This window comes from Allobosea sp. NPDC055332, from assembly GCF_053645455.1.
In genome coordinates this window covers 1,331,236-1,353,928 of record NZ_JBSHMO010000001.1, presented here as the reverse complement: position 1 = coordinate 1,353,928, position 22,693 = coordinate 1,331,236, and the positions used below count along the sequence as shown (strand labels likewise).

Sequence of the window (22,693 nt, the reverse complement as noted above, 5' to 3'; positions counted from 1 at the left end):
CCGTCACGCCGCCTCGACGAAGCGGTGGCGCTCGTAGAGGAATTTCAGCACGGCCTCGCGCGCGGCGATGTAGGTGCGGTCGGAAACTAGCTCAAGACGTCTGCGCGGACGCTCCAGCCGGACGTCGAGCGCCTCGCCGATGCGGGCGGAGGGGCCGTTGGTCATCATCACGATCCGGTCCGAGAGGAGCACGGCCTCGTCGACGTCATGGGTGATCATGATCATCGTGTTTCCGAGCGCGGCGTGGATCTGCATGATGGAGTCCTGCAGATGGGCGCGGGTCAGCGCGTCGAGCGCGCCGAAGGGCTCGTCGAGCAGCAGAATTTTCGGCTCCATCGAGAGGCCGCGGGCGATGCCGACACGCTGCTTCATGCCGCCGGAGATCTCGGCGGGCCGCTTGTCCCTAGCGTGCCCCATCTGGACGAGGTCGAGATTGTGCATGATCCAATCATGCCGCTCGGTCTTCGACTTCACGCCGCGAAAGACCTTGTTCACGGCAAGCGCGACATTGTCGTAGACGGAAAGCCAGGGCAGCAGCGAGTGGTTCTGGAAGACCACGGCGCGCTCCGGCCCCGGTGCATTGACCTCCTTGCCTTCGAGCAGGACGGCGCCGGCGCTCACCGGCGTCAAACCGGCGACGATGTTGAGCAGGGTCGACTTGCCGCAGCCGGAATGGCCGATGATCGAGACGTATTCGCCCTTGTCGATGACGAGGCTGACGTCCTTCAGCACATTGGTCGTCGCCGCGCCGCGCTGGAAGGTCTTCTCGACATGGTCGATCTTGAGATAGGGGCTGGTCATGCTCGCGCTCCTCACTGAACCGCGGTGCCGCGGGTGACGATCGCGCCGATGAAGGCGACCAGCCGGTCGAGCACGAAGCCGACCACGCCGATATAGACGAGCGCCACGATGATGTCGGAGAGGCGCGAGGAGTTCCACGCGTCCCAGATGAAGAAGCCGATGCCGACGCCGCCAGTCAGCATCTCGGCCGCGACGATGGCGAGCCAGGACAGGCCGACGCCAATCCTCAAGCCGGTGAAGATGTAAGGCGCCGCCGAAGGCACCATCACCTTGAAGAAGAACTCGATCTGGTTCAGCCGCAGCACCTTGGCGACGTTGCGATAGTCCTGCGGGATGTTGCGGATGCCGACGGCGGTGTTGATGATCACCGGCCAGATCGCGGTGATGAAGATCACGAAGATCGCCGAAGGCTGACTGTCGCGGAACGCGGCGAGCGAGAGCGGCAACCAGGCGAGCGGCGGCACGGTACGCAGCACCTGAAAGACGGGGTCGAGACCGCGCATCGCCCAGACCGACTGGCCGACGAGCGCGCCGAGCAGGATGCCGACGATCGCGGCGAGGCCAAAGCCGATGGCGACACGCTGGAGCGAGACCAGGATGCGCCAGCCGAGCCCGATATCCTGCGAACCGGCCCAGAAGAAGGGCTCGGTGATCAGGTCCCTCGCTTCAGCCCAGATTTTGGTCGGCGGTGGCAGTGAGGATTGCGGGCCGGAGGCGGCGATCTGCCAGAACAGCAGGATCAGCGCGACCGTGATCAGCGGCGGCACCAGGGTGACGAGCACCGCCTTCGCCACCGGCGCAAGCTTCTCGCGCAGCGGCTTTCCGGTCGCCTGAGGCAACGCGACCACGCCGGCGCTCGCGGCCGGCAAGGCGACGACCTTTGCTCCCATGGCAGCGTCCTTCAAGGCAGCCTGACCCATTCCGTCTCTCCCATGATCGATCGGTGCGTTCATGCCGGCACCTGGACACGCTGCTGCGCGCCGATGCGGCGGATTTCGGGGAGGCACGAACCGCAATTCGTGCCGGCCTTCAGCTTGCGGCCGATATCCTCGACCGTGATGGCCGCGCCCTCGGCGAAGGCGGCGCGGATCGCATTCAGCCCGACGCCGAAGCAGGCGCAGACCGTCGGCCCCTGGTCGGCGGCGCCATCGAGGCTGCGGCCGGAGAGCAACGCCAGGCGCTGGCGGGGATCGACCTCACCGCCGGCAAAGGCGAACTTGACCGCATCCCAGACGGGCGCGTCATGATCCGGCCCGAGAAACAGGGCGGCTGCGAGCCGGCCATCGCGGATCAGGGCGCAGCGATAGAGCCCGCGCTCGGCATCGACCATTTCGAGCAGGCCCTCGGTTCCAAAGGTCCCGTGGGCGAGCTGCATGAGTTCGCCGGCGTCAGCCTGTGTCGCGAAGAGTCGGCCCTGCCCGCCCTCAACGGCGATGCGCGTCCACCAGCTTCCCTCCGGCAGCGCGAAGCCGTCGGCGCCGAGCAGGAAGCCGCGCGAGCGGAAGGAGACCGGCGCGATCGAGGCCGGCGTCGCCTTCATCTCGGGCTGGCCGGAGAAGAGATCGGTCAGTGGCTGGACGGCGGCGCCGATGCGGGCGTCGGAGGCATTCTCGGCCGACCAGTGGATTGGCGCGAAGAGCGATCCAGGCTGAGCGCCCGGGTCGAGCGCGACCTTGAGCACGGCGGCGCCGTGAGCGGTCGCGATCCGGGCGAAGCCCTTCTCGGCAAGGCCGAAGTGCGATGCGTCATCCGGATGCACCAGCACGGTCGGCTCGGCGATATGGCCCGAGAGCCGGGCGCTGAGGCCCGTGCGCGTCATCGTATGCCAGTGATCGCGGACACGGCCGGTGTTGAGCAGCAGCGGGAAGGCTTCGCTGGTCGTGGCGGCGAGCGCAGGCACAGCGAGCGGCTGCAGCTTCGCCTTGCGATCGGCGGTAAAGAAGCTGCCTTCGGCAAAGAGCCGGGCCGTGCCCTCCGGCTTGCCGATGGGGGCGGGCCACTGCACCGGCTGCAGCGTGTCGTAGGCGAAGCGCGTCAGCTCGGCATGGGAACCGATATCGAAGTCGCGGCTGCCCTCGTTCTCGTAGGCCGACAGCGCCGCGTGCTCGGCATAGATCTCGTGCGGGCCGGCATAGTCGAACGCCGCTTCGAAACCGAGGCGCTCAGCGACCTCGCAGATGATCCACCAATCCGGCCTGACCTCGCCGGGCAGGTGGAGGAAGCTGCGCTGGCGCGAGATGCGGCGCTCGGAATTGGTGACGGTGCCGTCCTTCTCGCCCCAGGCGGCGGCCGGCAGAATGTAGTGCGGGCCGGCGGCGAGCGTGTCGTTGGAGAGGACGTTCTCGGAGACAATGAAGAGATCGAGGCCGCGCAGCGCAGCCTGAACCGCGTCGGCCCGCGGCAGCGACACGGCCGGGTTGGTCGCCATCACCCACATCGCCTTGATCCGGCCTTCGGCGACAGCGTCCATCATGGCGACGGCCTTGAGGCCCTCGGCCTGAGTCATCCGCGACGCGTCCCAGAAGCGGCGGACGCGGTCGATCTCGGTCGGCGAATAGCCCATATGGGCCGCGAGCATGTTGGCGAGGCCGCCGACCTCGCGCCCGCCCATCGCATTGGGCTGGCCGGTCAGCGAGAACGGGCCGGCTCCGGGCTTGCCGATGCGACCCGTGGCGAGATGGCAATGCAGGATCGCCGCGACCTTGTCGGTGCCCTGCGCCGACTGATTGACGCCCTGGCTCCAGGCGGTGACGACGGCAGGCATGCCGGCCCAGAGCGCGTAGAAGCTGGCGATATCCGCTTGCGGCAGACCGGTTAGCGCCGCGACGGCAGCCAGATCGGGAGCGATTTCGCGGGTATTGGCGAGCGCTGCATCGAAGCCGGCGACATGACGCTCGATATAGCCGCGCTCGAGCAGGCCGGCGTCAGCGAGATGTACCAGCAGACCGGCAAAGAGCGCGCTGTCCGAGCCCGGCTTCAGCGGCAGGACGAGGTCGGCATCCTCCGCGGTCGCGGTGACGCGCGGATCGATTACGACAACCTTGGCGCCGCGCTCGGCCCGGTTGTGCTGGATGCGGCGGAACAGGATCGGGTGGCACCAGGCGGTGTTGGAGCCGACGAGCACGATCAGATCGGCGCTGTCGAGATCCTCATAGCAGCCGGGCACCGTGTCGGAGCCGAGCACACGGCGATGGCCGGCGACGGTCGAGGCCATGCAGAGTCGCGAATTGGTGTCGACATGCGGCGAGCCGATGAAGCCCTTCATCAGCTTGTTGGCGACGTAGTAGTCCTCGGTCAGGAGCTGGCCGGAGAGGTAGAAGGCGACCGCTTCGGGGCCATAGCGCTCGACGATGGCCTTGAGCCCGGCTGCAATCGCGTCGAGCGCCTCGTCCCAGGACACCCGGTCATAGGCGCCACGGGCATTGCGCTTCAGCGGGTGCAGCACGCGCGTATCGAGGCCGAGCGTTTCGCCCAACGCCGAGCCCTTCGAGCAGAGCCGTCCGCGATTGGCCGGGTGGTCGGGATCGCCGGCGATCGCCGCGCCGCCCTTGCCGTCCGGCGTCGCGAGCACGCCGCAGCCGACCCCGCAATAGGGGCAGGTGGTGCGTGTCGGGACGGGACCGGCGAGCGGGGCGTCGTGGCGCATGATCAGGCCGCCCTCGCGCAATAGGCTTCGCCGAAGGGCAGGTCGGCACGGATCGGCGAGATGTCCTGCTGCGAGCGGATCAGGCCGAGATAGAACAGCGCGCCGGCGGTATCGCCGACGAGGACGCAGCCGGCGAGCCGGCCCTGGCGCAGCACGAATTTGCGGTAGACCCCCATGGCGGGGTCGCGCAGCAGCAGGACTTCGTCGTCCTCTTCCGGCTCGACGGAGCCGGCCGAGAAGACGCTGACGCCGGAGACCTTGAGATTGGTCGCGAGCAGCGAGCCCGTATAGCGCGCCACCCCTCCGGCAAGGCGCGTCGCCAGCACGCGGGCCTGCTCATAGGCGGGCTCGACCAGACCATAGACCAGGCCGCGATGTTCGGCGCACTCGCCGATGGCGAAGATCGCGGGATCGCTGCTGGCGAGGCCATCGTCGACATCGACGCCGCGATTGACGTCGAGCCCTGCCGCTACCGCGAGATCAACACGCGGGCGCACGCCGATGGCAACGACGACGAGGTCGGCCGGGATCGTGCTGCCATCGGTCAGCTCCACCGCCTCGACCCGATCGTTACCGACGAAGCGTTCGGCCGTGCAGTTCAATCGGATGTCGATGCCGCGGGCCGCGATCTCGGCAGCGAGCAGGCCGGCGCCTTCGCGGTCGAGCTGGCGCTCCATCAGCCGGTCGGCGAGATGCAGGACCGTGACCTTGGCGCCGATCCTGGCCAGCCCGTAGGCCGCCTCCAGTCCGAGCAGGCCGCCGCCGATTACCACGACGCGCGCGCCGGTCGCGGCGACGGTCCGGAACAGCGCGACATCGGCGACGTCGCGGAATGTCGCGACGCCGGGCAATTCGAACCCGGGCACCGGCGGCATCAAAGGGCGCGAGCCAGTGGCGAGTACGAGCTTGCCGTAAGGCAGGGTCAGCCCATCGGCCAGCGTGACGCTCTTCGCCGCGCGGTCGATGCCGGTGACGGGCTTGCCGTAGAGCATCGAGACGCCGCGCGCCTGCCACCAGGCGGCGGGCTTGAGCTCGATCTCAGGCTCGCCGATCTCGCCGGCGAGCAGCGGCGAGAGCAGCACACGGTTGTAGGCGAGCCTGGGCTCGGCCCCGATCACCGCGATGGAATAGCGGCCGAGCGCGCGCTGGCTGAGCTCGTCGACCAGCCTGGTCGCCGCCATGCCCTTGCCGATGATGACGAGCGGCTCGGCCATAGCTCAGGCCACCCGCTTGATCTTGAGCGCCTTGAGGTAATCGAGCGGCGCCGCCGGATCGAACTTCACGCCGTCGAAGAAGGTCTCGACACCGCGCGAGGCGCCGCTGGCGGCGTTGGCGACGCCCAAGGTCTTGGCAGCCTCCGACCAGAGATCCGAGCGGTTGGTCTTGTCGACCAGTGCCTTGATGTCGGTCGAGGTGTCGAACTTGCCCCAGCGGATGTTCTCGGTGACGAACCAGCTGTCGTGGCTCTTCCAGGGGTAGGAGACGGTGCCGCCTTCGCCCCAGAACTTCATGTAGAGGTTGGTGCCCTTCACCTCGCGGCCATTGCCGTAATTGATGTCGCCCTGCAGGCGCTTGTTGATGTCGCCGACCGGGACGTTGAACCATTGCCGCTTGCCGACGATCTCGGCGAGTTCCTGGCGATTCTCCATCTTGTCGGCCCACATCTGGGCCTCCATCACCGCCATCAGGATGGCCTGCGTCGCCTTGGGATTGGCGTCGACGAAATCGGCACGCATGCCCAGGATCTTCTCGGGATGGCGGAACCAGAGCTCGCCGGTGGTCAGCGCGGTGTAGCCTATGTTCTGGTTGACGAGCTGCTCGTTCCAGGGCTCGCCGACGCAGAAGCAGTCCATGGTGCCGACCTTCATGTTCGCCACCATCTGCGGTGGCGGCACGACGATCACCTTGATCTCGCTGTCGGGGTCGATGCCGCCGGCGGCGAGCCAATAGCGGATCCAGAGATCGTGGGTGCCGCCCGGGAAGGTCATGGCGGCGGTGAGCTCCTTGCCGGCCGCCTTCTTGCGCTCGAAGGCCTGCTTCAGCGGCGAGGCGTCCTTCTGGACGTTGAGGTCCTTGTACTCGTTGGAGACCGAGATCGCCTGCCCGTCCTGGTTCAGATTGAGCAGCGTGTACATCGGCAGCGGCTGGCCGTTCTGCATGACCTTGCCGGTGGAATAGAGGTGCGTCTTCGGCCGCAGGATGTGGCCGCCGTCGATGCCGTTGTTCTTGAAGCCGAGCGCCATGTTGTCGCGCGTCGCGCCCCAGGAGGCCTGCTTGGCGATGTCCATGTCGGGCAGGCCGTATTTGGCGAAGAGGCCTTTCTCCTTGGCGATGACCAGCGGCGCCGCGTCGGTCAGGGCGATGTAGCCGAGGCGCGTGCCCTTGATCTCGGGGCCCGCAGTTTGCGCGAAGGCGCCGCTCGGAAAGCTCAGCTTGGCGGCAGCGGCGACGGCGGCCGCCCCGGTCAGGTTGAGAAAGTCGCGACGGCTCGGCCCGGCCTGGAGAACGGCTACCCTGGTCTTGACGGTCTCGGTCATCGATCGCTTTTCCTCGTGAACGGTTGGGGGCCGCGAAAACGAAAACGCCGCGCGAAAGCGCCCTGCCGGGCTCCCTTCGACAGCGGCGTTGCTGTGCGTTCCGATTTCGAACTTGCGCGCGGGCAGCATTGGCCGCGGTCGAATCGATCGTTACAAGGACCGTGCCAACTCGCGAGCGAGCGGCAAGCTTTTGAATTATTTCAATTTATCGTCGAATCTCACGGAGGCTGGTTCGCGCCGCTCACTTTTGTGCATCGCACAATTCTAACGCATCTGCTTAATTTTTAAGCGTGCCTAGAAATTCATCTATCTGCCACTTCCGTGATGAGCGGGGTGAAGATCGCCCGGGCTTGCGCGGTCAATTCCGGCGTGACCGCAACCTGTCCGGCGCGCGCCATTGCGGCGAGCAGGAGGTCGGCGTGAGCGGGATCAGGGCGGATCGCAGCGGCATCGAAGCGGATATAGGACGGTACTTGCCGGGGCGGCCGACCGCCTCCCTGGATGATCTCGCCGCGCAGGATCGCTTCAATCAAGGCAGCAGATGTCGAGAGGCGATCGGAGGCCGCGAGCAACCGGGCGAGGCCGGGCCAGTTCGCCTGATCGGATGCCCAGCCGCTGGCCTCGATCAATGCTGCGTTCAGGCGCGAAACCGCGTCGTGGCGGCGCTCGACATCGTCGGCGCGCCAGGCCAGCACCTTTTCCGGGCAGTTGCGCATGAGATCGATGCCGCAATGCAGGATCGCCCCGACGCCGGCCTCCACAGCCAGGGTGTTCCACGGCGCGCCGGCGCAGAAGCCGTCGACCTCGCCGCTGGCGAGCGCCTCGACCGTGCGGACCGGCGGCACGATCGCGAGCCGGATGTCCTCGCCGAGGCGCAGGCCGGCGAGCGCCATCCAGTCGTGGAGCAGATAGGTATGGCAGGAGAAGCCGAAGACCGTAGCGAAGGCGAGCGGCGGCAGGCCGGAGGCCTTGCGGTCGGAGACGAGCAGCGCCAACGCTTGCGCCGATACCGACGGATCAGCCAAGTCGCCCTTCGCGACGCGCGCCATCTCCTCGAAGCGCCGCAGCGAGAGCGTGAGGGCATTGCCGTTGAGGTTCAACAGGATCGGGGCCGCCATCGGCGCGGTGACGCCGCCAATGCCGAGCGTCGAGGCGATCGCGGCCGGCGCCAGCATGTGCGCGGCGTCGAGCAGGCGCACATGCAGGCGGTCGCGCAGGTTCGACCAGGAGACGTCGCGCACCAGGTCGAGGACGAGCCCGTGCGCCTGCGCGATGCCGGTATCGGCGGCAGCGACCAGTAGCGCCGCGTCGACCAGCGGCAGGAATCCGATCCGCAGGCGCAGGGTCATTTCAGCACCTCGGCGGCGGTGATAATGGAGCGGGCGATATCGGCGAGCTTGCGCTTCTCGTTCATCGCGGTGCGGCGCATCAGGGCGTAGGCCTCGTCCTCGCCGAACCCCTTCAGGCGCATGACGATGCCCTTGGCACGGTCGATGAGCTTGCGCTCGTCGAGCTGCGAGCGGGCCTCGTCGAGTTCCTCGCGCAGCTTGCTGAAGGCGTTGAAGCGGCTGATGCAGGTCTGCAGGATCGGCTTCATCCGCTCCTTCCTGAGGCCGTCGACGATATAGGCCGAGACGCCCGCCTCGACCGCGGCCTCGATCTGGCCGGCATCCGACTGGTCGACGAACATGGTGATCGGCCGCCGGACATGACGGCTGACCTGGAACATGTCGGCGAGCGCGTCGCGACTGGGGTTTTCGAGGTCGATCACCACGACATCGGGATCGTGCTGGGCAATCGCCGCGACCAGTCCCCTGGTCTCGCTGAGCCGGACGATGGCGCCGAAGCCGGCCTCCCGCAGCCCCTCTTCGATGATGGCCGCCCGGATCGGGTTGGCATCGACAACCAGGATCTTGATGTCTGACGTCATGCTCTGTGAACGCGGATACCTCCTGCCTGGGGAAGCAGGATTCGCGCCAGAGCCGGAGAAGGCCCGATGCCGCTGGCTTCGAGCGGTGAGGACAAGAGCGAAGCGGGCCCGATTGGGCCCGCTTTGGTTGTTGGGTCGGCGTCGAGGCGCGATCCGGCGCCCGTCTCACTTTGCGGCGAGTTCGATGATGTCGGCGACGGCCTTGGGCTTGGAGACGTAGACGGCGTGGCTGCCTTTGGTCTCGACGACGGTGGAGCCGGCGCGCTTGGCCATCTGGCGCTGGGCGGGAGGCGGGATCATGCGGTCGTCGCTGGCGACGAGGTAGAAGCTGGGCTTGACCTTCCAGGCCGGGTTGGTGACGGCGCCGGTCAGGGCCGCGACGCCCCAGGGCACCTGCGAGTCGGCCATGAAGGCGGCGGTCCTGGAGTCGACATCGGCGGCGAAGGCGGCAGCGAACCTGGCCTTGTCGAGGGCGAGAAAGCCATCGACCGGAGGCAGGATCGGCGGGACTGCGGCGCCCGGAGGCGGGTTGGCGATCAGCGAGGAAACGGATTCGCCCTGATCGGGCGCGAAGGCGGCGATGTAGACCACCGACTTCACCTTCGGATCGGTTCCGGCCTCGCTGACCACGACGCCGCCATAGGAGTGGCCGACGAGCACGACTGGGCCGTCCTGCCGGGCGATGGCGCGCCTGGTGAAGGCGACATCGTCGGCGAGCGAGGTGGTCGGGTTCTGGACGATGGTGACGTTGTAGCCCTTGGCTTTGAGGACGGCGTGGACACCCTGCCAGCCGGAGCCATCGACGAAGCCGCCATGGACGAGGACGACGTTCTTCACGGCGGGGGCAGCCAGAGCGGGGGTGCCGGCGAGAGAAGCAGCGAGGGAGGCGGCAGCGGCGGTCAGGGACTTGGTCATGGCGGGCTCCTTTCGTTGAGCTATTCGCGATAATCATTATCGCAGTATGTATTCTCATACGGAGCCGATTCGAGCTTGTAAAGCGTTTTCTTTATCGCGATATTATTTTTCTCGACAGAGACCCTTCAGCCGATCCCGGAGCCCGCCATGACCGACGCCCCGACCCTGCCGCTCGACAGCCAGCTCTGTTTCTCGATCTATTCGGCTTCGCTCGCCATCCAGCGTGTCTACAAGCCGATGCTCGATGCGCTCGGCGTGACCTACACGCAGTATCTGGTGCTGAGCACGCTGTGGGAGCGCGACGGGCTGACGATCAGCGCCATCGCCGAGCGCCTCGCGCTGGAGCCGAGCACGATCACGCCCGCGGTCAAGCGCCTCGAGGCCGCCGGCTTCCTCTCGCGGCGGCGCAGCACGATCGACGAACGCCTGGTCGAGGTCCACCTGACCCAACAGGGCCGGGAGCTTCATCCAAAGACCGGCTGCCTCACCGACGCCCTGCTGCGAAACTCCGGCTTCGAGATTCCCCAGATGATCGCGCTCAACCAAACCGTCCAGGACCTCAGGCAAGGTATGCGCAAGGCGGTCGCCGATAGCGACGCGGTTCCTGCCGACAGCGACAGCAAGTAAGCCGGGGGCGCCGGGTCAGCGCAGCCGCTTCACCTCGTCGGCCGTGACGCTCGGCTGCTGTCCGCCCCAGTTCGCTCGCAGCCAGTTGGAGAGGTCGGCGACCTGCTGGTCGGAGAGCTGCCCGGCGAAGCCCGGCATCGGCTGCATCCGCTCCAAGCCCGGGAAGCGCTGGGCCGGGATGCCGGTCAGGATGACCTTGTTGAGGTTGCGCGCATCGGCCAGCCGCAGCGAGGCATTGGTCGCCAGCGGCACCACGACATGCGGGATGCCCTGTCCGTCCATACCGTGGCAGCTGGCGCAGACGGCGAGATAGCTGGCGCGGGCGGAAGCCGCGACCTCGGCGGAGACGGCGACCGGCTTGGGGGGCGCCGGCGGGGTCGCCCTTTCGGGCAGCTTGTCGAGGTCGAAGAGATAGGCCGACATCGCCGCGAGGTCCTCGGCGGTGAAGTACTGGGTCGAGAAGTGGACGACCTCGAACATCTGGTTTGTCATGGCGCCCTGCGCCGAGATGCCCGATTTCATAAAGCCTGTGAACACCAGCGGATCGAAACCCATCCGCGCCAGCCCGGCCTTGGTGATATCCGGTGCGATCACGCCTTCGAGCTCCGAGCCCTGGAGATAGGCGCTCTCCTTCATGCCCATGGCGAGGTTGCGCGGCGTATGGCACTCGCCGCAATGGGCGAGCGCATCGGTGAGATAGCGGCCGCGATTCCACATCGGCGAGCGCCCGGCGACCTCGGTCTTCGTGTCGGAGGACAGGTTGACCAGGTTCCAGAAGGTCAGCCCCTGCCGGATGTTGAGCGGGAAGGGCATGTGGTTGGCCTTGTTCGCCACCTTCATCGGCTCGCGGCTCATCAGGAAGGCGTAGACCGCGTCGACATCATCAGCCGTCAGCTTGCGATAGGAGGCATAGGGCATGGCCGGATAGAGATGGCCGTGCTTGCCGACGCCGTCGCGCACGGCGCGGTGGAACTCGGCCCGGGTCCAGTTGCCGATGCCATGGTCCTTGTCGGGCGAGATATTGGTCGAGAAGATTGTCCCGAGCGGCGTCTCGAACGGCAGGCCGCCGGCCCAGGGCGCGCCGCCCTTGACGACATGGCAGGCATAGCAATCGGCGGCGACGGCGACATAGGCGCCGCGCTTGGCGAGCGTCTTCATCTGCTCGGCCGATAACGGCTGCTCGATCTCCTTGGCGACTACGCTGCGCTCGAACAGACCGAGGAAGACGGCCCCAGCCCCGAGCGCACCGACGACAGCGACCGCCAAAGCGGCCAGAAGCAACTTCCTCGCCATCAGCCTTACGCCTTCACCAAGCCGGGAGTCCTGAGGACGAGATCGCGCACCGCCTCGAAATAGCGAACATAGCCGGTGCAGCGGCAGATATGGCGGTCAAGCGCCTCGCTGATCACCTGCTCCAGCGCCTCGCGCTTGACCGGGTTGCGCCTGAGCTGGTCGAGCAGCACCGTCGCGCCGGTGACGAAGCCCGGGGTGCAATAGCCGCACTGGAAGGAGAAATGCTCGATGAAGGCCTGCTGGACCGGCGAGAGCTGCGTGATCGCGCCATTGGCGTCGCGCTTGGCTTGCCCCTCGATGGTCCGGACCTTGCGCCCGGCGAACCAGTGCGCTCCGGTGATGCAGGTCCGCATCTCCTCGATCGAGCCGTCCGCCTTCTCCAGCACCACAGTGCAGGCATGGCAGATGCCCTGGCCGCAGCCCATGCGCGAGCCGGTCAGGTTGAGGTACTCGTAGAGGAAGTCCTGCATCATCATCGTCTCGGGCACGTCGATCGGACCGACGGCCTTGTCGTTGATGGTCAGGGAGAGCTGCTTGGTCGGGATCGTCATGCCAGCGCCTCCTTGATCCTCTCCGGCGTGAGCGGCAGGGTGTAGAAGCGCTTGCCGATCGCGTGGGCGACGCCGTTCACGATCGCCGGCACCACCGCGATCATCACCACCTCGGCCATGCCCTTGGGCGGATCGGTGTCCGAGAGCGGCGGCAGCACCTCGGCCGTCTGCTTCCAGACCGCGACGTCCCCAGAGGTCGGCAACTCGTAGCGGTTCCAGTTCCAGGTGCCGTCGCCCGGCCCATCCTCATAGAGCGGCAGGTACTCCTTCAGCGCGTGGCCGATGCCCATGGCGAGCCCGCCCTGGATCTGGCCGGAGACCAGCTCGGGCACGATCTGGTTGCCGCATTCGAGGATGGAGTGGTGCGAGAGCAGGCTGACCTCGCCGCTGGCGGTGTCGACGACGATCTCGGCGAGCGTCGCCATCGGCGCGTAATAGGTGACACCGGCATTGTTGCGCTGCGCCGGCGGGTAGGCGACCGAGGCGCGCTCGACGAAATGCCAGCCTCCTTCAGTCATCAGCGCCTTGCGCTCGGCCGGCGCCCCGTCACCGTATTTCAGCGACAGCGCATCGATGGCGAAGCGCCGCCGCCCGGTACCGGGCAAGTCGAACTCGGCCTCGGCCCATTGCCAGCGATTGAAGCTGTGCACGGTGATGCCGGTGACGAGGCCGAGCCGATGCGCCTCGACCGCGATCGCGGCGAAGGACAGCGGCTGCATCGCCGCCGCCGTGATCCCGCCATTGCTGACACGCAGATCCTCGCGCCGTACCGCTTCCGGCGCGATCTGGCCGCCGCCGATGCCGCGCGACCAGAGCGAGCGCGCCGCCGGCCAGATCGTCAGATCGACCAGGATGCGAGCCGCCTCACGCGTTGCATGGCCGAGATAGTAGACGCTGTTGGAGGCGCTCATCGGCGAGGTGAAGCTCGGCGTCCAGCGCGGATTGGCCATCCGCCTGTCTTCTTCCTCCTGCGACAGCGTATAGGGCTCGTCGGTGGTCTCCAGCGGCATTTGCGGCCAGCGCACCTTGCCGAACACGGTCTCGTCCGGCTGCTTGCCGAGGATGGCGGCGGCCATCACCGCCTGCGAGGTCGTGGCGCCCGTGCCGATCTCATGCGCGACATGCGAGAGCTTCAATCGCCCGCTCGCATCGAATTCGAGCGCGCAGAGCGCAGCCTCGGCGCCCGTGCCGTAATCCTTGTGCACATGGCCGTAGCCGACGCCGTATTTCTTGCCGGGATTGTTGGCCTCGAACTCGGCCTTGCGCTTCTGCCGGTTTGTCCAGAGCGGATGCTTTTCCGCCTTCGCCAGGATCTCGTCATGGCGCAGCGCGCCCGAGGGGATCGCGCCCTGCGAGTTCTTCATGCCGGATTTCAGCGCATTGCGCTTCCGGAACTCCATCGGGTCGAGACCGAGCGCCTCGGCCGCCTCGTCGACCATCATCTCGGTCGCCGCCATGGTCTGCAGCGTGCCGTACCCGCGCATCGAGCCGGCATCGACTGCGCGCGAGGACAGGATCGCCGCGGAGAAATCGCTCTTCGGCAGATAGTAGATCGACTGCGCCGCCGTCGCGCCGACCGTGCCGACCGAGACCGAGAAGTTCTCGCGCCCGCCGCCATCGTTCTGGTAGCGCCCGGTCATCGCCCGGAACTTGCCGGTCTTGCGGTCGATCACCATGACCTTCTCCATCTGGAAGGCATGGCGCTTCAGCGCGGTCTGGAACTGCTCGTAGCGGTCATTGGCGAGCCGGACCGGGCGGCCCTCGCCATAGAGCCCGGCGAGCACGCAGAAGAACGGGAAGAGCGCGTGGTCCTTGGTGCCGTAGCCGACGGTGTAGCCGATCCTGAGGTCGATACTTCCCAGCGGAAACTTCGACTTCGCCAGCATCTGGGCCGCCATCTCGGCGACCTCATGCGGCGACTGCGTCGCGATCAGCGCATGCAGCACGCCGCTGCTGCGCTCGTACCAGACATTGCCGTTGTCGGCCTCCATGGCGGAGGCATCGGCGGACTGGGTCGAATAGGAGCGGCGCAGCACCAGCACGTCGTCGCCGGCACTGGCGATCTCGCGCTCGATCTCGGCCGCCGCCGCCATTCCGCGCGCCATGGCGTCGCCGTCGCCGGGTGCAGGCCATTGCGGCTCGGTGCCCTTGAAGCCGGCGCGGATTGTCGTGTCTTTCAGCGCCGAATAGCGATCCTCGGCATCGGGATTGCCGCCGTCGATCCGGACATAGCGCGCCGCGCCATAGGGGCCGGGCGTGGTCGGGGGCCCCTCGGCGCCATAGCGCACGACCTTGTCGTTGAAGCGCAGCTTGCGCTTGGCCGCGTCGTAGCGGGCGAAGTCGTGATAGATCAGCATGGCGACAGGTTGGCCGAGCAGGCGCGCCGTCTGGCCCTTCGGCACGAAGAAGACGTCGCCATAGAAGCCCGGCCATGGCGCCGGCATCGCGACGCCGTCGGCAATGAGGTCCTCCTGCAGCACCAGCCGATCGGGCTTGAGGTCATCGCCGAGCAGGGCAAGGTCGACGCCGTCGAAGACGCGGTCGACCCGCGTCGCGTGGAGCATGAAGGCGTGCGCCTGCTCCTTCGGCCAGCCGTCGAGGTCGCGGGCGCGGTAATCCCGGGTGAAGGTCTTGCCGCCGGTGACCTTGGCGATGGCATCCAGCCGGTATTTCGGCTTGCCGCCGGCAGAGAGCCAATCAGCTCCGGGGCGCGGCGGCGTCTCGATCAATTCAGCCTGGGTGGCCGAAGGCAGCAGCGAGATCTTGATCGCGACGCCGGCGGCTCCGGCCTGGAGGAAACCTCTGCGGGACAGACCTGTCTTCACGCCGGACACCCCGCTCGCTGACGAGCCGACTCTGCTCTGCTGCCGATATTATGGGCACACGTCAGGCGCGTATACGGGATACTCGAATTGGTCTGATGTGAAGCTGAAGTTGAGTGAACGTTGCGTTGCGCGTGACTACGTTCACAGCCGGCGGACCTCTTCACCCCGCCGGCGCCATATGGTGCGCCTCAAACCACTTCAGAGACGATCTTGGCGATCAGTGCGTTCGACAGGATGACCGGCGGGCCCGCTGCAGCCGCCTCCTGGCGATGGCGTTCGACGAAACCCATGCAGTCCATCAGCAGGATCTGCGCGCCGTGCTCGGCGAGGCTTTCGGCAGCTTCGACAACCGACGGCCCGTCGCCACCATAGGGTGAGGCGGCGGCATAGATCGGTGGACGGGCGAGCGGTGCCCATTTCCCGGCCTCAGAGGCGATCTGCTCGGCGAGCGGCACGATGATGCCGAGCTTGCCATCCTGGACCAGCGCCGCGACCGTCGGCGGCAGGATGCGGTCCGGCTCGATCAACCGGGCACGCTCCGTGCGCAGGCTAGCGAAATGGCCGGTGCAGAGCATCAGGATCGTGCTGCAGCCGGCGGCTTCGAGCATGGAAAGCTTGGCTTGCGCGGCCCGCTCGGTGTGCTGGCGGTCGATGACGACCGAGGTCCCATCGAGCAGCTTGGTGATCAGGAGCGCGCCGCCCGGTTCGGGCGCGAAGTCCTGGGCGATCTCCTCGCGCGACAGCCCGTCGAGCACGCCGGCGTGCAGCCGCGACAGCTCGGCGCCCAGCACCGCATCGAGGATCGGTGTGATGTCGGAGCGCGGCGCCTGGCCGATGGTGAGGGTGCCGAGCTTGGCCATGGCTGCTTCCTCCCAGATGAGAGCGGCCCGGGCCAGTCCCGGCCCGGGCCTTGTGCCCTCAGGGCTTGTTGAAGTTCTTCAGGACGGAGTCGAAGAACGAGAAGATCGCGTCGCCGGCGATGACGCCTGCGGCGAAGACCTCCATATCGCCTTCGCCGCTGGAGCCGCGCAGCTTCTCCCAGATGAGCCGGCAGAGGATGCCGGCGAGCACCGCCCAGCCCGCCATCGGGAAGTTGATCAGGAGGCCGGTGGCGAAGAGCACGCCGATTTGCCGCTTCGGCCCGCCGACGAATTGCAGGATCGCGCCGGGGATCGCCCAGAGGAAGAGCTGCCAGGCGACGCCGGGCGCAACGCCAGCCTTGATCGTTGCGGCATAGACCTTGTCGACGGGGGCGACGAGATTTCGGTCGAAGAAGGACTGGTAAGAGACCAGCACGACCGCGCCGGCGATGACGAAGGCGAACATCGCGGCGAAGAGCTGCTGGCGGCGGCCTTCGCGCTCGAAAGCGGGATCGGCGCCGTTGCCGCGCAGCAGGTAGCCGGCCTTGAGGTCGTAGCCCATGTCGGCGAAGGCGGGACCGGTCGCGGCCGAGAAGCCGACGAGCAGTGCCAGCGCCGGCATCGGGAAGCCCAGGAGCATGCCGATGATCAGGGTGATCAGCGCCACCGCGAAGGCCGGGAACCAGCCCGAATGCATCGCAGCGAGGCCGACGATCAGCTCGTGCACATAGGCCGCGAAGGCGGCGTAGAGCACGAACAGGATCAGCATGCCGATCGACATGTCGGTCATCAGCCCGCCGACGAGAGCGATGAAGACGGCGATGACGAGATAGCCGATCGTGCCGAGCCCGAGCGCACGCTTCACCTGCGCATCCGAGGTGCCTGAGGCGGCCTCGGCCTGCTTCTGCGCCTCATCACGGCGGAAGAGCAGCAAGCCGACCTGAAGCAGTGCGACGAGGCCGGCGCCGATCATGAAGCCGTGCGGGATATAGGCGGCCATCAGGTCGCCCTTCGGAATGATCGTCTCGAAGAGCGGGCCACCGAAGATCTGGCTGGAGTAGCCGCGCAGCAACAGGCCGATGCCGAACATGGCCAGCGCCCAGATGTTGCCGATGAAGGCGACGCCGAAGGCGGACATCGGGATGCTCGACATCGCGGCCGAGCCGGCAAAGCCGATCCAGGCCAGCGGCACCTTGACGAAGCCAATCAGGATGGCGGTGACGAAGCCGACGCCCATCAGCACCGCCTTGCGGCCGCCCTCGTCGCCTGCCTTGATCGCCTCGGCGGCGGCGACGCCCGGCGGCCAGGCGCCGGTCGCCGGGAAGACGCGGGAATCGAACATCCGGTAGAGCAGGTAGGCGTCGAGCAGCATGGCGAAGAAGGCGCCGGCCAGCATCGGTAGCACTAGGTCCGGCCGGCCGAGCAGCCAGGGGATGCCGACCGGCAGCAGCAGGCTGTTCGCCGCGCCGAAGGTGGCCGAGGAGATCGCGCTCTGGGCCAGGTTCTGGACGTGGATCGAGCGATAGCGCGCAAAGATCGCGAGCGGCACGCGCGCCAGCGCCATGGCGGCGAGCGCGCCGATCAGCGAGGTGTTGGCGGTAATGCCGAGCGACACCAGCAGCTGCATCCCGATGATCGCGCCGAAGACGCAGAGGATCGCGATCAGCGCCAGCGTTGCCGGCTCGAACAGGCTGGGGTGCCGCTGAGGCACCCCGTCATTTTGCGTCGTCATGCCTTAAATCCCCTTATTGGCCCTCAGCGGGCGTCTTTTGCTTGATCAGTCAGGCAACAAGGATGCCGGTCTTGGCTTCGCCGACATCCTGGGAGGCATGGGCGGCATGCATGCCGTAATCGCGCTTGGCCGCTTCCTGCGAGACGAGGCCGAGGGCGATGTCGCGGGCGATCGCTTCGCGCGGGCGCTCGGAAGCCGGGCCGTAGCCGGCGCCGCCGGCGAGCACGAGCTCGACGATCTCAAGCGGCTGCTTGACTTGAACGAGCTCGCCGGTGCCGACGTCCTTCAGCACATGGCCCTGCTCGTCGATGACCCGGCCTGAGGCGGCGCCGCCGGCCTTGCCCTCGAACAGACCCGGGATCGGGTTGTTGACCCCCTCCGGGTAGAGCGAGACCAAGGTCGGCAGGCCATCATCGGAGAGCTTGCGCAGGCGCACCCGCTGGCCGAGGCCGCCGCGCTGGCGGCCGGCACCGCCGGAGTCGGTGAGATAGGTCTTCTCGACCACCAGCACCGGCACGCGCGATTCGAAGGTCTCGATCGAGGTGTTGGCCGCCGAGGTCGGGTAGAGCAGGCCCGACTTGCCGTCGCCATGGGCCGAGCCGCCCTGGCCGCCGCCGACGAAGAGCATGTCGGAATAGGTGTCGCCGGCCTGGTCGCGGCCATAGACGCTGGCCGCGACGGGGAGCCCGGTGAAAGCCTGGACCTGCTTCGGCGCCGCCTGCGACAAGGCGCGGAAGATGTTCGGCGCCAGATACCAGCCGGTGCGGGTGCGCAAATTGACCGCCAGCGGCTTGTCGCAGTTCAGGATCGAGCCCTTGGGCGCGTCGATCGAGAAGGCGCGATAGCAGCCGGCATTGCCGCGCACGGACGGCGTCAGCATGCATTTCAGCGGGTAGGTGGCGTGCGCCATCGTGTAGTTGAGCGTGCAGTTCAGCCCGCCCTGCGGCAGCTGCGGCGGCGCACCGGCGAAGTCGAGATGGATGGTGTCGTCCTTGACCGTCAGCGCCAGCGGATAGGTCATCGGCGTGCCGAGCGGGTTGTTCGAGACGGTGCCGTGATAGGTGCCATCCGGCAGCGCCCGGATAGCCTCGCGCATAGCCTTCTCGGAGCGGCTCTGCACGACATGGGCAAGCGCCCTGAGGTCCTGCATGCCGTAATCGGTGAGGAAGGACTGCAACCGCTCGGCGCCGATGGCGTTGGCCGCGACGAAGGAGTGGAGGTCGCCGAGCACCTGCTCGGAGTTGCGCACGTTCTCGGCGAGCAGCCGGACCAGCGTCTCGTTGATCCTGCCGGCCTCGTAGAGCTTCATCGGCGGGATCTGGAAGCCTTCCTCGTAGATTTCGCGAGCCCGCAGCGAATCCTTGGTGCCTCCGATGTCGGAGACATGGCCGACCGTGCCCATCAGGCCGACGACGCGATTCCCCAGGAAGACCGGGGTGACGATCGCGATGTCGAAGAGATGGCCGGCGCAGAGCCAGGGATCATTGGTGATCAGCACGTCGCCGGGCTTCAGCGTCTCGGCCGGATAGCGCTCCAGCAGAGCCTTGACCGCGCGCGGCAGCGTCAGGTTGAAGACCGGCATGGCGCGGGGCGAGTGCGCCAGCGTTTCGCCTTCGGGATCGAGCAATTCGCAGGCGAAGTCCTGCGCCTCCGAGATCACCAGCGAGAAGGCGGTGCGGCAGACGGTCAGCCACATCTCCTCGACGACATTGATCATCCGGCTCCACATGATCTCGAGCGAGATCGGATCGGCCTCGATGCGGCGCGCAGCTTCGGCCAGCGGCATGTCGGCGGTGATCGTGGTCTCGACAGCATTGGCCTGGCCGACATGGATGATCAGGTTCAGGACGTCGTCGATCGTGACGCTGTCGCTGGGTGGGACGATCGTGGTCGCCTCGCGCTCCTCGATGATCGCCGGGCCCTTGATGGTGTCGCCGGCGCGCAGGGCGTAACGGTCGTAGACCTCGGCCTCGCTCCAGCCGCCCTCGAACCATGCCCGGCGGCTGCCCTTGACCTTGGCCATGGCGTCGCCGCCGCCGGCTGCGCCGGAGAGCGAGAGCGTCGGCACCGGGCCGGCGCAGCGGACGCGGAAGTTGATCGCCTCCAGCCGCGCGCCCTCGTAGACCGAGGTGTAGCGGGCCGAATAGGCCTTGCTGAAGGCGGCGCGGATCGCTTCCAGGCTCGATGCGTCGATGGTCCCGGCGGGCAGCGGCACGGAAATGTCGTGCATCTGGCCAACGAGGCGCATATCGGCCGAGCACTCGACCGTGACGTCGGCGAGCTTCACACCGGCCTCGATCAGGTGCTTGCGGCCCTCTTCTTCCAGCTCGGTCAGCACGCGGTTGACCGCGGCGGCGTCGAAGCCTTCGGAGAACTCGACCGGCAGCGAGCGCACCTGATCGAAGGAGAGCGGCGCGGCGAGGAAGCCGAGCGCCGAGGCTGCGCCGGAGGCCGGCGGGATGATGACCTGCTTGACGCCAAGGACACGGGCGACGTCGACCGCATGCGCCGGGCCGGCGCCGCCGAAACCGACCATGGCGTAATGGCGCGGGTCCTTGCCCTTCTCGACGAGATGGACGCGGGCGGCGGCGCCCATGCTCTCGACCACGACCTTGTGGATGCCCCAGGCGGCTTCCTCGATGGAGAGGCCGAGTGGCTCGGCGACGGTCGAGACGGCCTTGCGGGCTGCTTCCAGATCGAGCGCCATGCGCCCGCCGAGGAAGAAGCCGGGATCATAGTAGCCGAGCACGAGATTGGCGTCGGTGACGGTCGGCTTCACGCCGCCCATGCCGTAGCATGCCGGGCCGGGATCGGAGCCGGCCGAATGCGGGCCGACCTTGAGCAGGCCGACCTCGTCGATCGCCGCGATCGAGCCGCCGCCGGCTCCGATCTCGATCATGTCGATCACCGGCGCCTTGATCGGCAGGCCTGAGCCCTTGGCGAAGCGGTTGACGCGGCCGGCTTCCAGCATCGGCGCGATCTCGGCGCGGCCGTCCTCGATCATGCAGGCCTTGGCGGTGGTGCCGCCCATGTCGAAGGAAATCACGTCCTTGTGGCCGGCGAGCTCGCCGAACAGCGCCGTGGCGAGACCGCCGCCGGCCGGGCCGCTTTCGAGCAAGCGGATCGGGAAGGTGCGGGCCGTCTCGGGCGAGACCAGGCCGCCGGCCGAATGCATCAGCCGGAGAGCGCCAGTGAAGGAGCGGGCGGCAAGCTCGCGCTCCAGCCGCTCCAGATAGCGCCGCATCAGCGGCTGAACATAGGCGTTGGCGGCGGTGGTGACGAAGCGCTGGTACTCCCAGATCTCGGCGACGACCTCGCTCGACAGCGAGACGGTCAGCTCCGGGCAGGCCTCGCGGACGATGCAGCCGGCTTCCTGCTCATGGGCGGGATTGCGGTAGCTGTTGAGGAAGCAGATCGCGATCGCCTCGCAGCCGGCGGCGGCGAGCTCGCGGGCGGCCTTGCGCACGGCGTCCGCATCGAGCGCGGTCACGACCTTGCCGTCGCGGTCCATGCGCTCGGGCACTTCGAGACGATGCTCGCGCGAGACCAGCGGATCGGGGAAGGTCAGGAAGAGATCGTAGATGTCGTAGCGCTGCTCGGTCCCCATTTCGAGGATGTCGCGGAAGCCCCTGGTGGTGATCAGGCCGAGCCTGGAGCCTTTCCGCTCGATCACGGCGTTGGTGACGAGTGTCGTGCCATGGACGATGTCGCCGACATCGGCGAGCGTGATCCCGGCCATCTCGACGAGTTCGCCAAGGCCGATCAGCGCCGCTTCCGACGGGTCGTGCGGGGTGGTCAGGCGCTTGTGCAGGAGGACCGAGCGCTCCTGCCCATCATAGAGGATGAAGTCGGTGAAGGTGCCGCCGATGTCGAAGCCGATGCGCCAGCGATTGCTCATGGAGCAGTCTCCGCGTTTGAGAGGTTCAAGGGGAAGAAGCGCTTGTCCTGGGTCAGGGCCGCGATTTCGGCGGCGCCTTCGGACAGAGACTGGATGATGGAAAGACGCTCACCCGGCTCGACCGTCGCGGCCGGGAAGGAGATGCAGAGCGCGACCTCGTCGCCTGTGGCAGGATCGCCGACGCCGACCGAGATGGCGTGCACGCCGCGCACCGCCTCGTCATGGGATTCGGCGAAGCCGGCGCTGCGGACCTCGGCAAGCCGCGCCAGCAGCTCGCCCATGTCGCGCGGGGCGGTCTGCGACGGGGCGGCGAACCCGTCCTTGTAGAGCGCGCGCACCTCCTCATCGGACAGCCTTGCGAGCAGGGCACGACCAGTGCTGGAGGCGAAGGCCGGAATGCGGTCGCCGATCGCGGTGACGACCCGCAGCGCATGCCGGCCGGGATGGGCGGTGACGGCAACGATCTCGGTGCCGCGGCGGACGCTGACATAGGCGGTGTGGCCGATCATGTCGGAGGCACGCCCGACCACGCCGTCGGCGCGGTCGATCAGCGAGGCGGCGAAACGGTAGAGCTGGCCGACCTGCGCCAGCAGCAGCGCCGGGCGATAGCGCTTGCTGTCGCCGACCGTCTCCAGAAGCCCTTCGTCGCGCATCGCTCGCAGCAGGCGCGAGGCGTTGCTCTTTGGCATGCCGAGCAGGGTCACGAGGTCGGTCACGGTCACGTCGTGACGCGTGCTGGAGAAGCAACGAAGCACATCTGCGGCTGCCGTCAGGATGGACATCCGGTCGCTTCCAAGGAAGTTCCAAAAAATAGAACTTAAGTTGCAATTAAAGGAACAATACTCTGAGCTGACGGTGAGTCAAGACGGTTTGTGTCGCCAGCGGGCCTCTGGCGGTTCGAATCGTTCGTGGCGGGAAGTGTTCCGAGTGGCCGGTCGCGATCATGCGCGCCGCCAAGCGCCCGAGCTGGATCTAGAGCGCGATGTCGCCTCGGATGCAGTGAAGCGAAAATCTGCGATCCAGCCAGGAACCTCGATTGGAAAGGTTCGGGCTTGGATCCCGGGTCTGCCTGCGGTCC

16 protein-coding genes are annotated in these 22,693 nt (G+C 67.3%); 1 reads left to right on the top strand and 15 read right to left on the bottom strand.

Going from position 1 to position 22,693, the window contains the following annotated elements; genetic code table 11:
- Positions 1-3 precede the first annotated feature (3 nt).
- The 8 genes from ACWIGM_RS06915 to ACWIGM_RS06880 form a co-directional block, all read right to left on the bottom strand.
- Entirely contained in the window at positions 4-801 is a 798-nt protein-coding gene (locus ACWIGM_RS06915; protein ID WP_454025154.1) for an ABC transporter ATP-binding protein, read from the bottom strand.
- Between the two features lie 11 nt (positions 802-812).
- The gene (gene ntrB / locus ACWIGM_RS06910) at positions 813-1,721 is read right to left on the bottom strand and encodes a nitrate ABC transporter permease (RefSeq protein WP_454025153.1); all 909 of its coding nucleotides are present in this window, start codon (positions 1,719-1,721) and stop codon (positions 813-815) included.
- Positions 1,722-1,750: 29 nt separating this feature from the next.
- The gene (locus tag ACWIGM_RS06905) at positions 1,751-4,447 is read right to left on the bottom strand and encodes a molybdopterin-dependent oxidoreductase (RefSeq protein ID WP_454025152.1); all 2,697 of its coding nucleotides are present in this window, start codon (positions 4,445-4,447) and stop codon (positions 1,751-1,753) included.
- Positions 4,448-4,449: 2 nt separating this feature from the next.
- Positions 4,450-5,661 carry an NAD(P)/FAD-dependent oxidoreductase gene (locus ACWIGM_RS06900; protein ID WP_454025151.1) on the bottom strand — a complete coding sequence of 404 codons (1,212 nt, stop codon included), beginning with the start codon at positions 5,659-5,661 and terminating at the stop codon, positions 4,450-4,452.
- A gap of 3 nt (positions 5,662-5,664) precedes the next feature.
- A complete protein-coding gene (locus tag ACWIGM_RS06895) occupies positions 5,665-6,984 on the bottom strand; it encodes a CmpA/NrtA family ABC transporter substrate-binding protein (protein ID WP_454025150.1) in 1,320 nt (439 codons plus the stop codon).
- A gap of 302 nt (positions 6,985-7,286) precedes the next feature.
- A complete protein-coding gene (locus ACWIGM_RS06890; RefSeq protein WP_454025149.1) occupies positions 7,287-8,333 on the bottom strand; it encodes a CmpA/NrtA family ABC transporter substrate-binding protein in 1,047 nt (348 codons plus the stop codon).
- Positions 8,330-8,914, bottom strand: a complete 585-nt coding sequence (locus ACWIGM_RS06885) for an ANTAR domain-containing response regulator (protein WP_454025148.1) — start codon at positions 8,912-8,914, stop codon at positions 8,330-8,332. The genes ACWIGM_RS06890 and ACWIGM_RS06885 overlap by 4 nt, the downstream gene beginning before the upstream one ends.
- 165 nt (positions 8,915-9,079) lie before the next feature.
- A complete protein-coding gene (locus ACWIGM_RS06880; RefSeq protein WP_454025147.1) occupies positions 9,080-9,829 on the bottom strand; it encodes an alpha/beta hydrolase in 750 nt (249 codons plus the stop codon).
- Between the two features lie 147 nt (positions 9,830-9,976).
- Here ACWIGM_RS06880 and ACWIGM_RS06875 point away from each other — a divergent pair, with 147 nt between their 5' ends.
- On the top strand, positions 9,977-10,456 hold the full coding sequence (locus tag ACWIGM_RS06875; RefSeq protein WP_454025146.1) for a MarR family winged helix-turn-helix transcriptional regulator: 480 nt from the start codon (positions 9,977-9,979) through the stop codon (positions 10,454-10,456).
- Between the two features lie 15 nt (positions 10,457-10,471).
- Here the strand turns inward: ACWIGM_RS06875 and ACWIGM_RS06870 are convergent, their stop codons facing one another.
- The 7 genes from ACWIGM_RS06870 to ACWIGM_RS06840 form a co-directional block, all read right to left on the bottom strand.
- Positions 10,472-11,749, bottom strand: coding sequence for a cytochrome c (locus ACWIGM_RS06870; RefSeq protein WP_454025145.1), 1,278 nt, complete (start codon positions 11,747-11,749; stop codon positions 10,472-10,474).
- Between the two features lie 5 nt (positions 11,750-11,754).
- Positions 11,755-12,300 carry a (2Fe-2S)-binding protein gene (locus ACWIGM_RS06865; protein WP_454025144.1) on the bottom strand — a complete coding sequence of 182 codons (546 nt, stop codon included), beginning with the start codon at positions 12,298-12,300 and terminating at the stop codon, positions 11,755-11,757.
- A complete protein-coding gene (locus ACWIGM_RS06860; protein ID WP_454025143.1) occupies positions 12,297-15,125 on the bottom strand; it encodes a xanthine dehydrogenase family protein molybdopterin-binding subunit in 2,829 nt (942 codons plus the stop codon). Before ACWIGM_RS06860 ends, ACWIGM_RS06865 begins: the two co-directional genes overlap by 4 nt.
- Before the next feature lie 188 nt (positions 15,126-15,313).
- A complete protein-coding gene (locus ACWIGM_RS06855) occupies positions 15,314-15,985 on the bottom strand; it encodes an AroM family protein (protein ID WP_454025142.1) in 672 nt (223 codons plus the stop codon).
- 58 nt (positions 15,986-16,043) lie between these two features.
- Complete coding sequence (locus ACWIGM_RS06850) at positions 16,044-17,717, bottom strand: OPT/YSL family transporter (protein WP_454025141.1); 1,674 nt, start codon at positions 17,715-17,717, stop codon at positions 16,044-16,046.
- A gap of 49 nt (positions 17,718-17,766) precedes the next feature.
- Positions 17,767-21,615: a hydantoinase B/oxoprolinase family protein gene (locus tag ACWIGM_RS06845; protein WP_454025140.1), complete on the bottom strand. Its 3,849-nt coding sequence runs from the start codon at positions 21,613-21,615 to the stop codon at positions 17,767-17,769.
- Positions 21,612-22,397, bottom strand: coding sequence for an IclR family transcriptional regulator (locus tag ACWIGM_RS06840; RefSeq protein WP_454025139.1), 786 nt, complete (start codon positions 22,395-22,397; stop codon positions 21,612-21,614). The genes ACWIGM_RS06845 and ACWIGM_RS06840 overlap by 4 nt, the downstream gene beginning before the upstream one ends.
- Positions 22,398-22,693 lie beyond the last annotated feature (296 nt).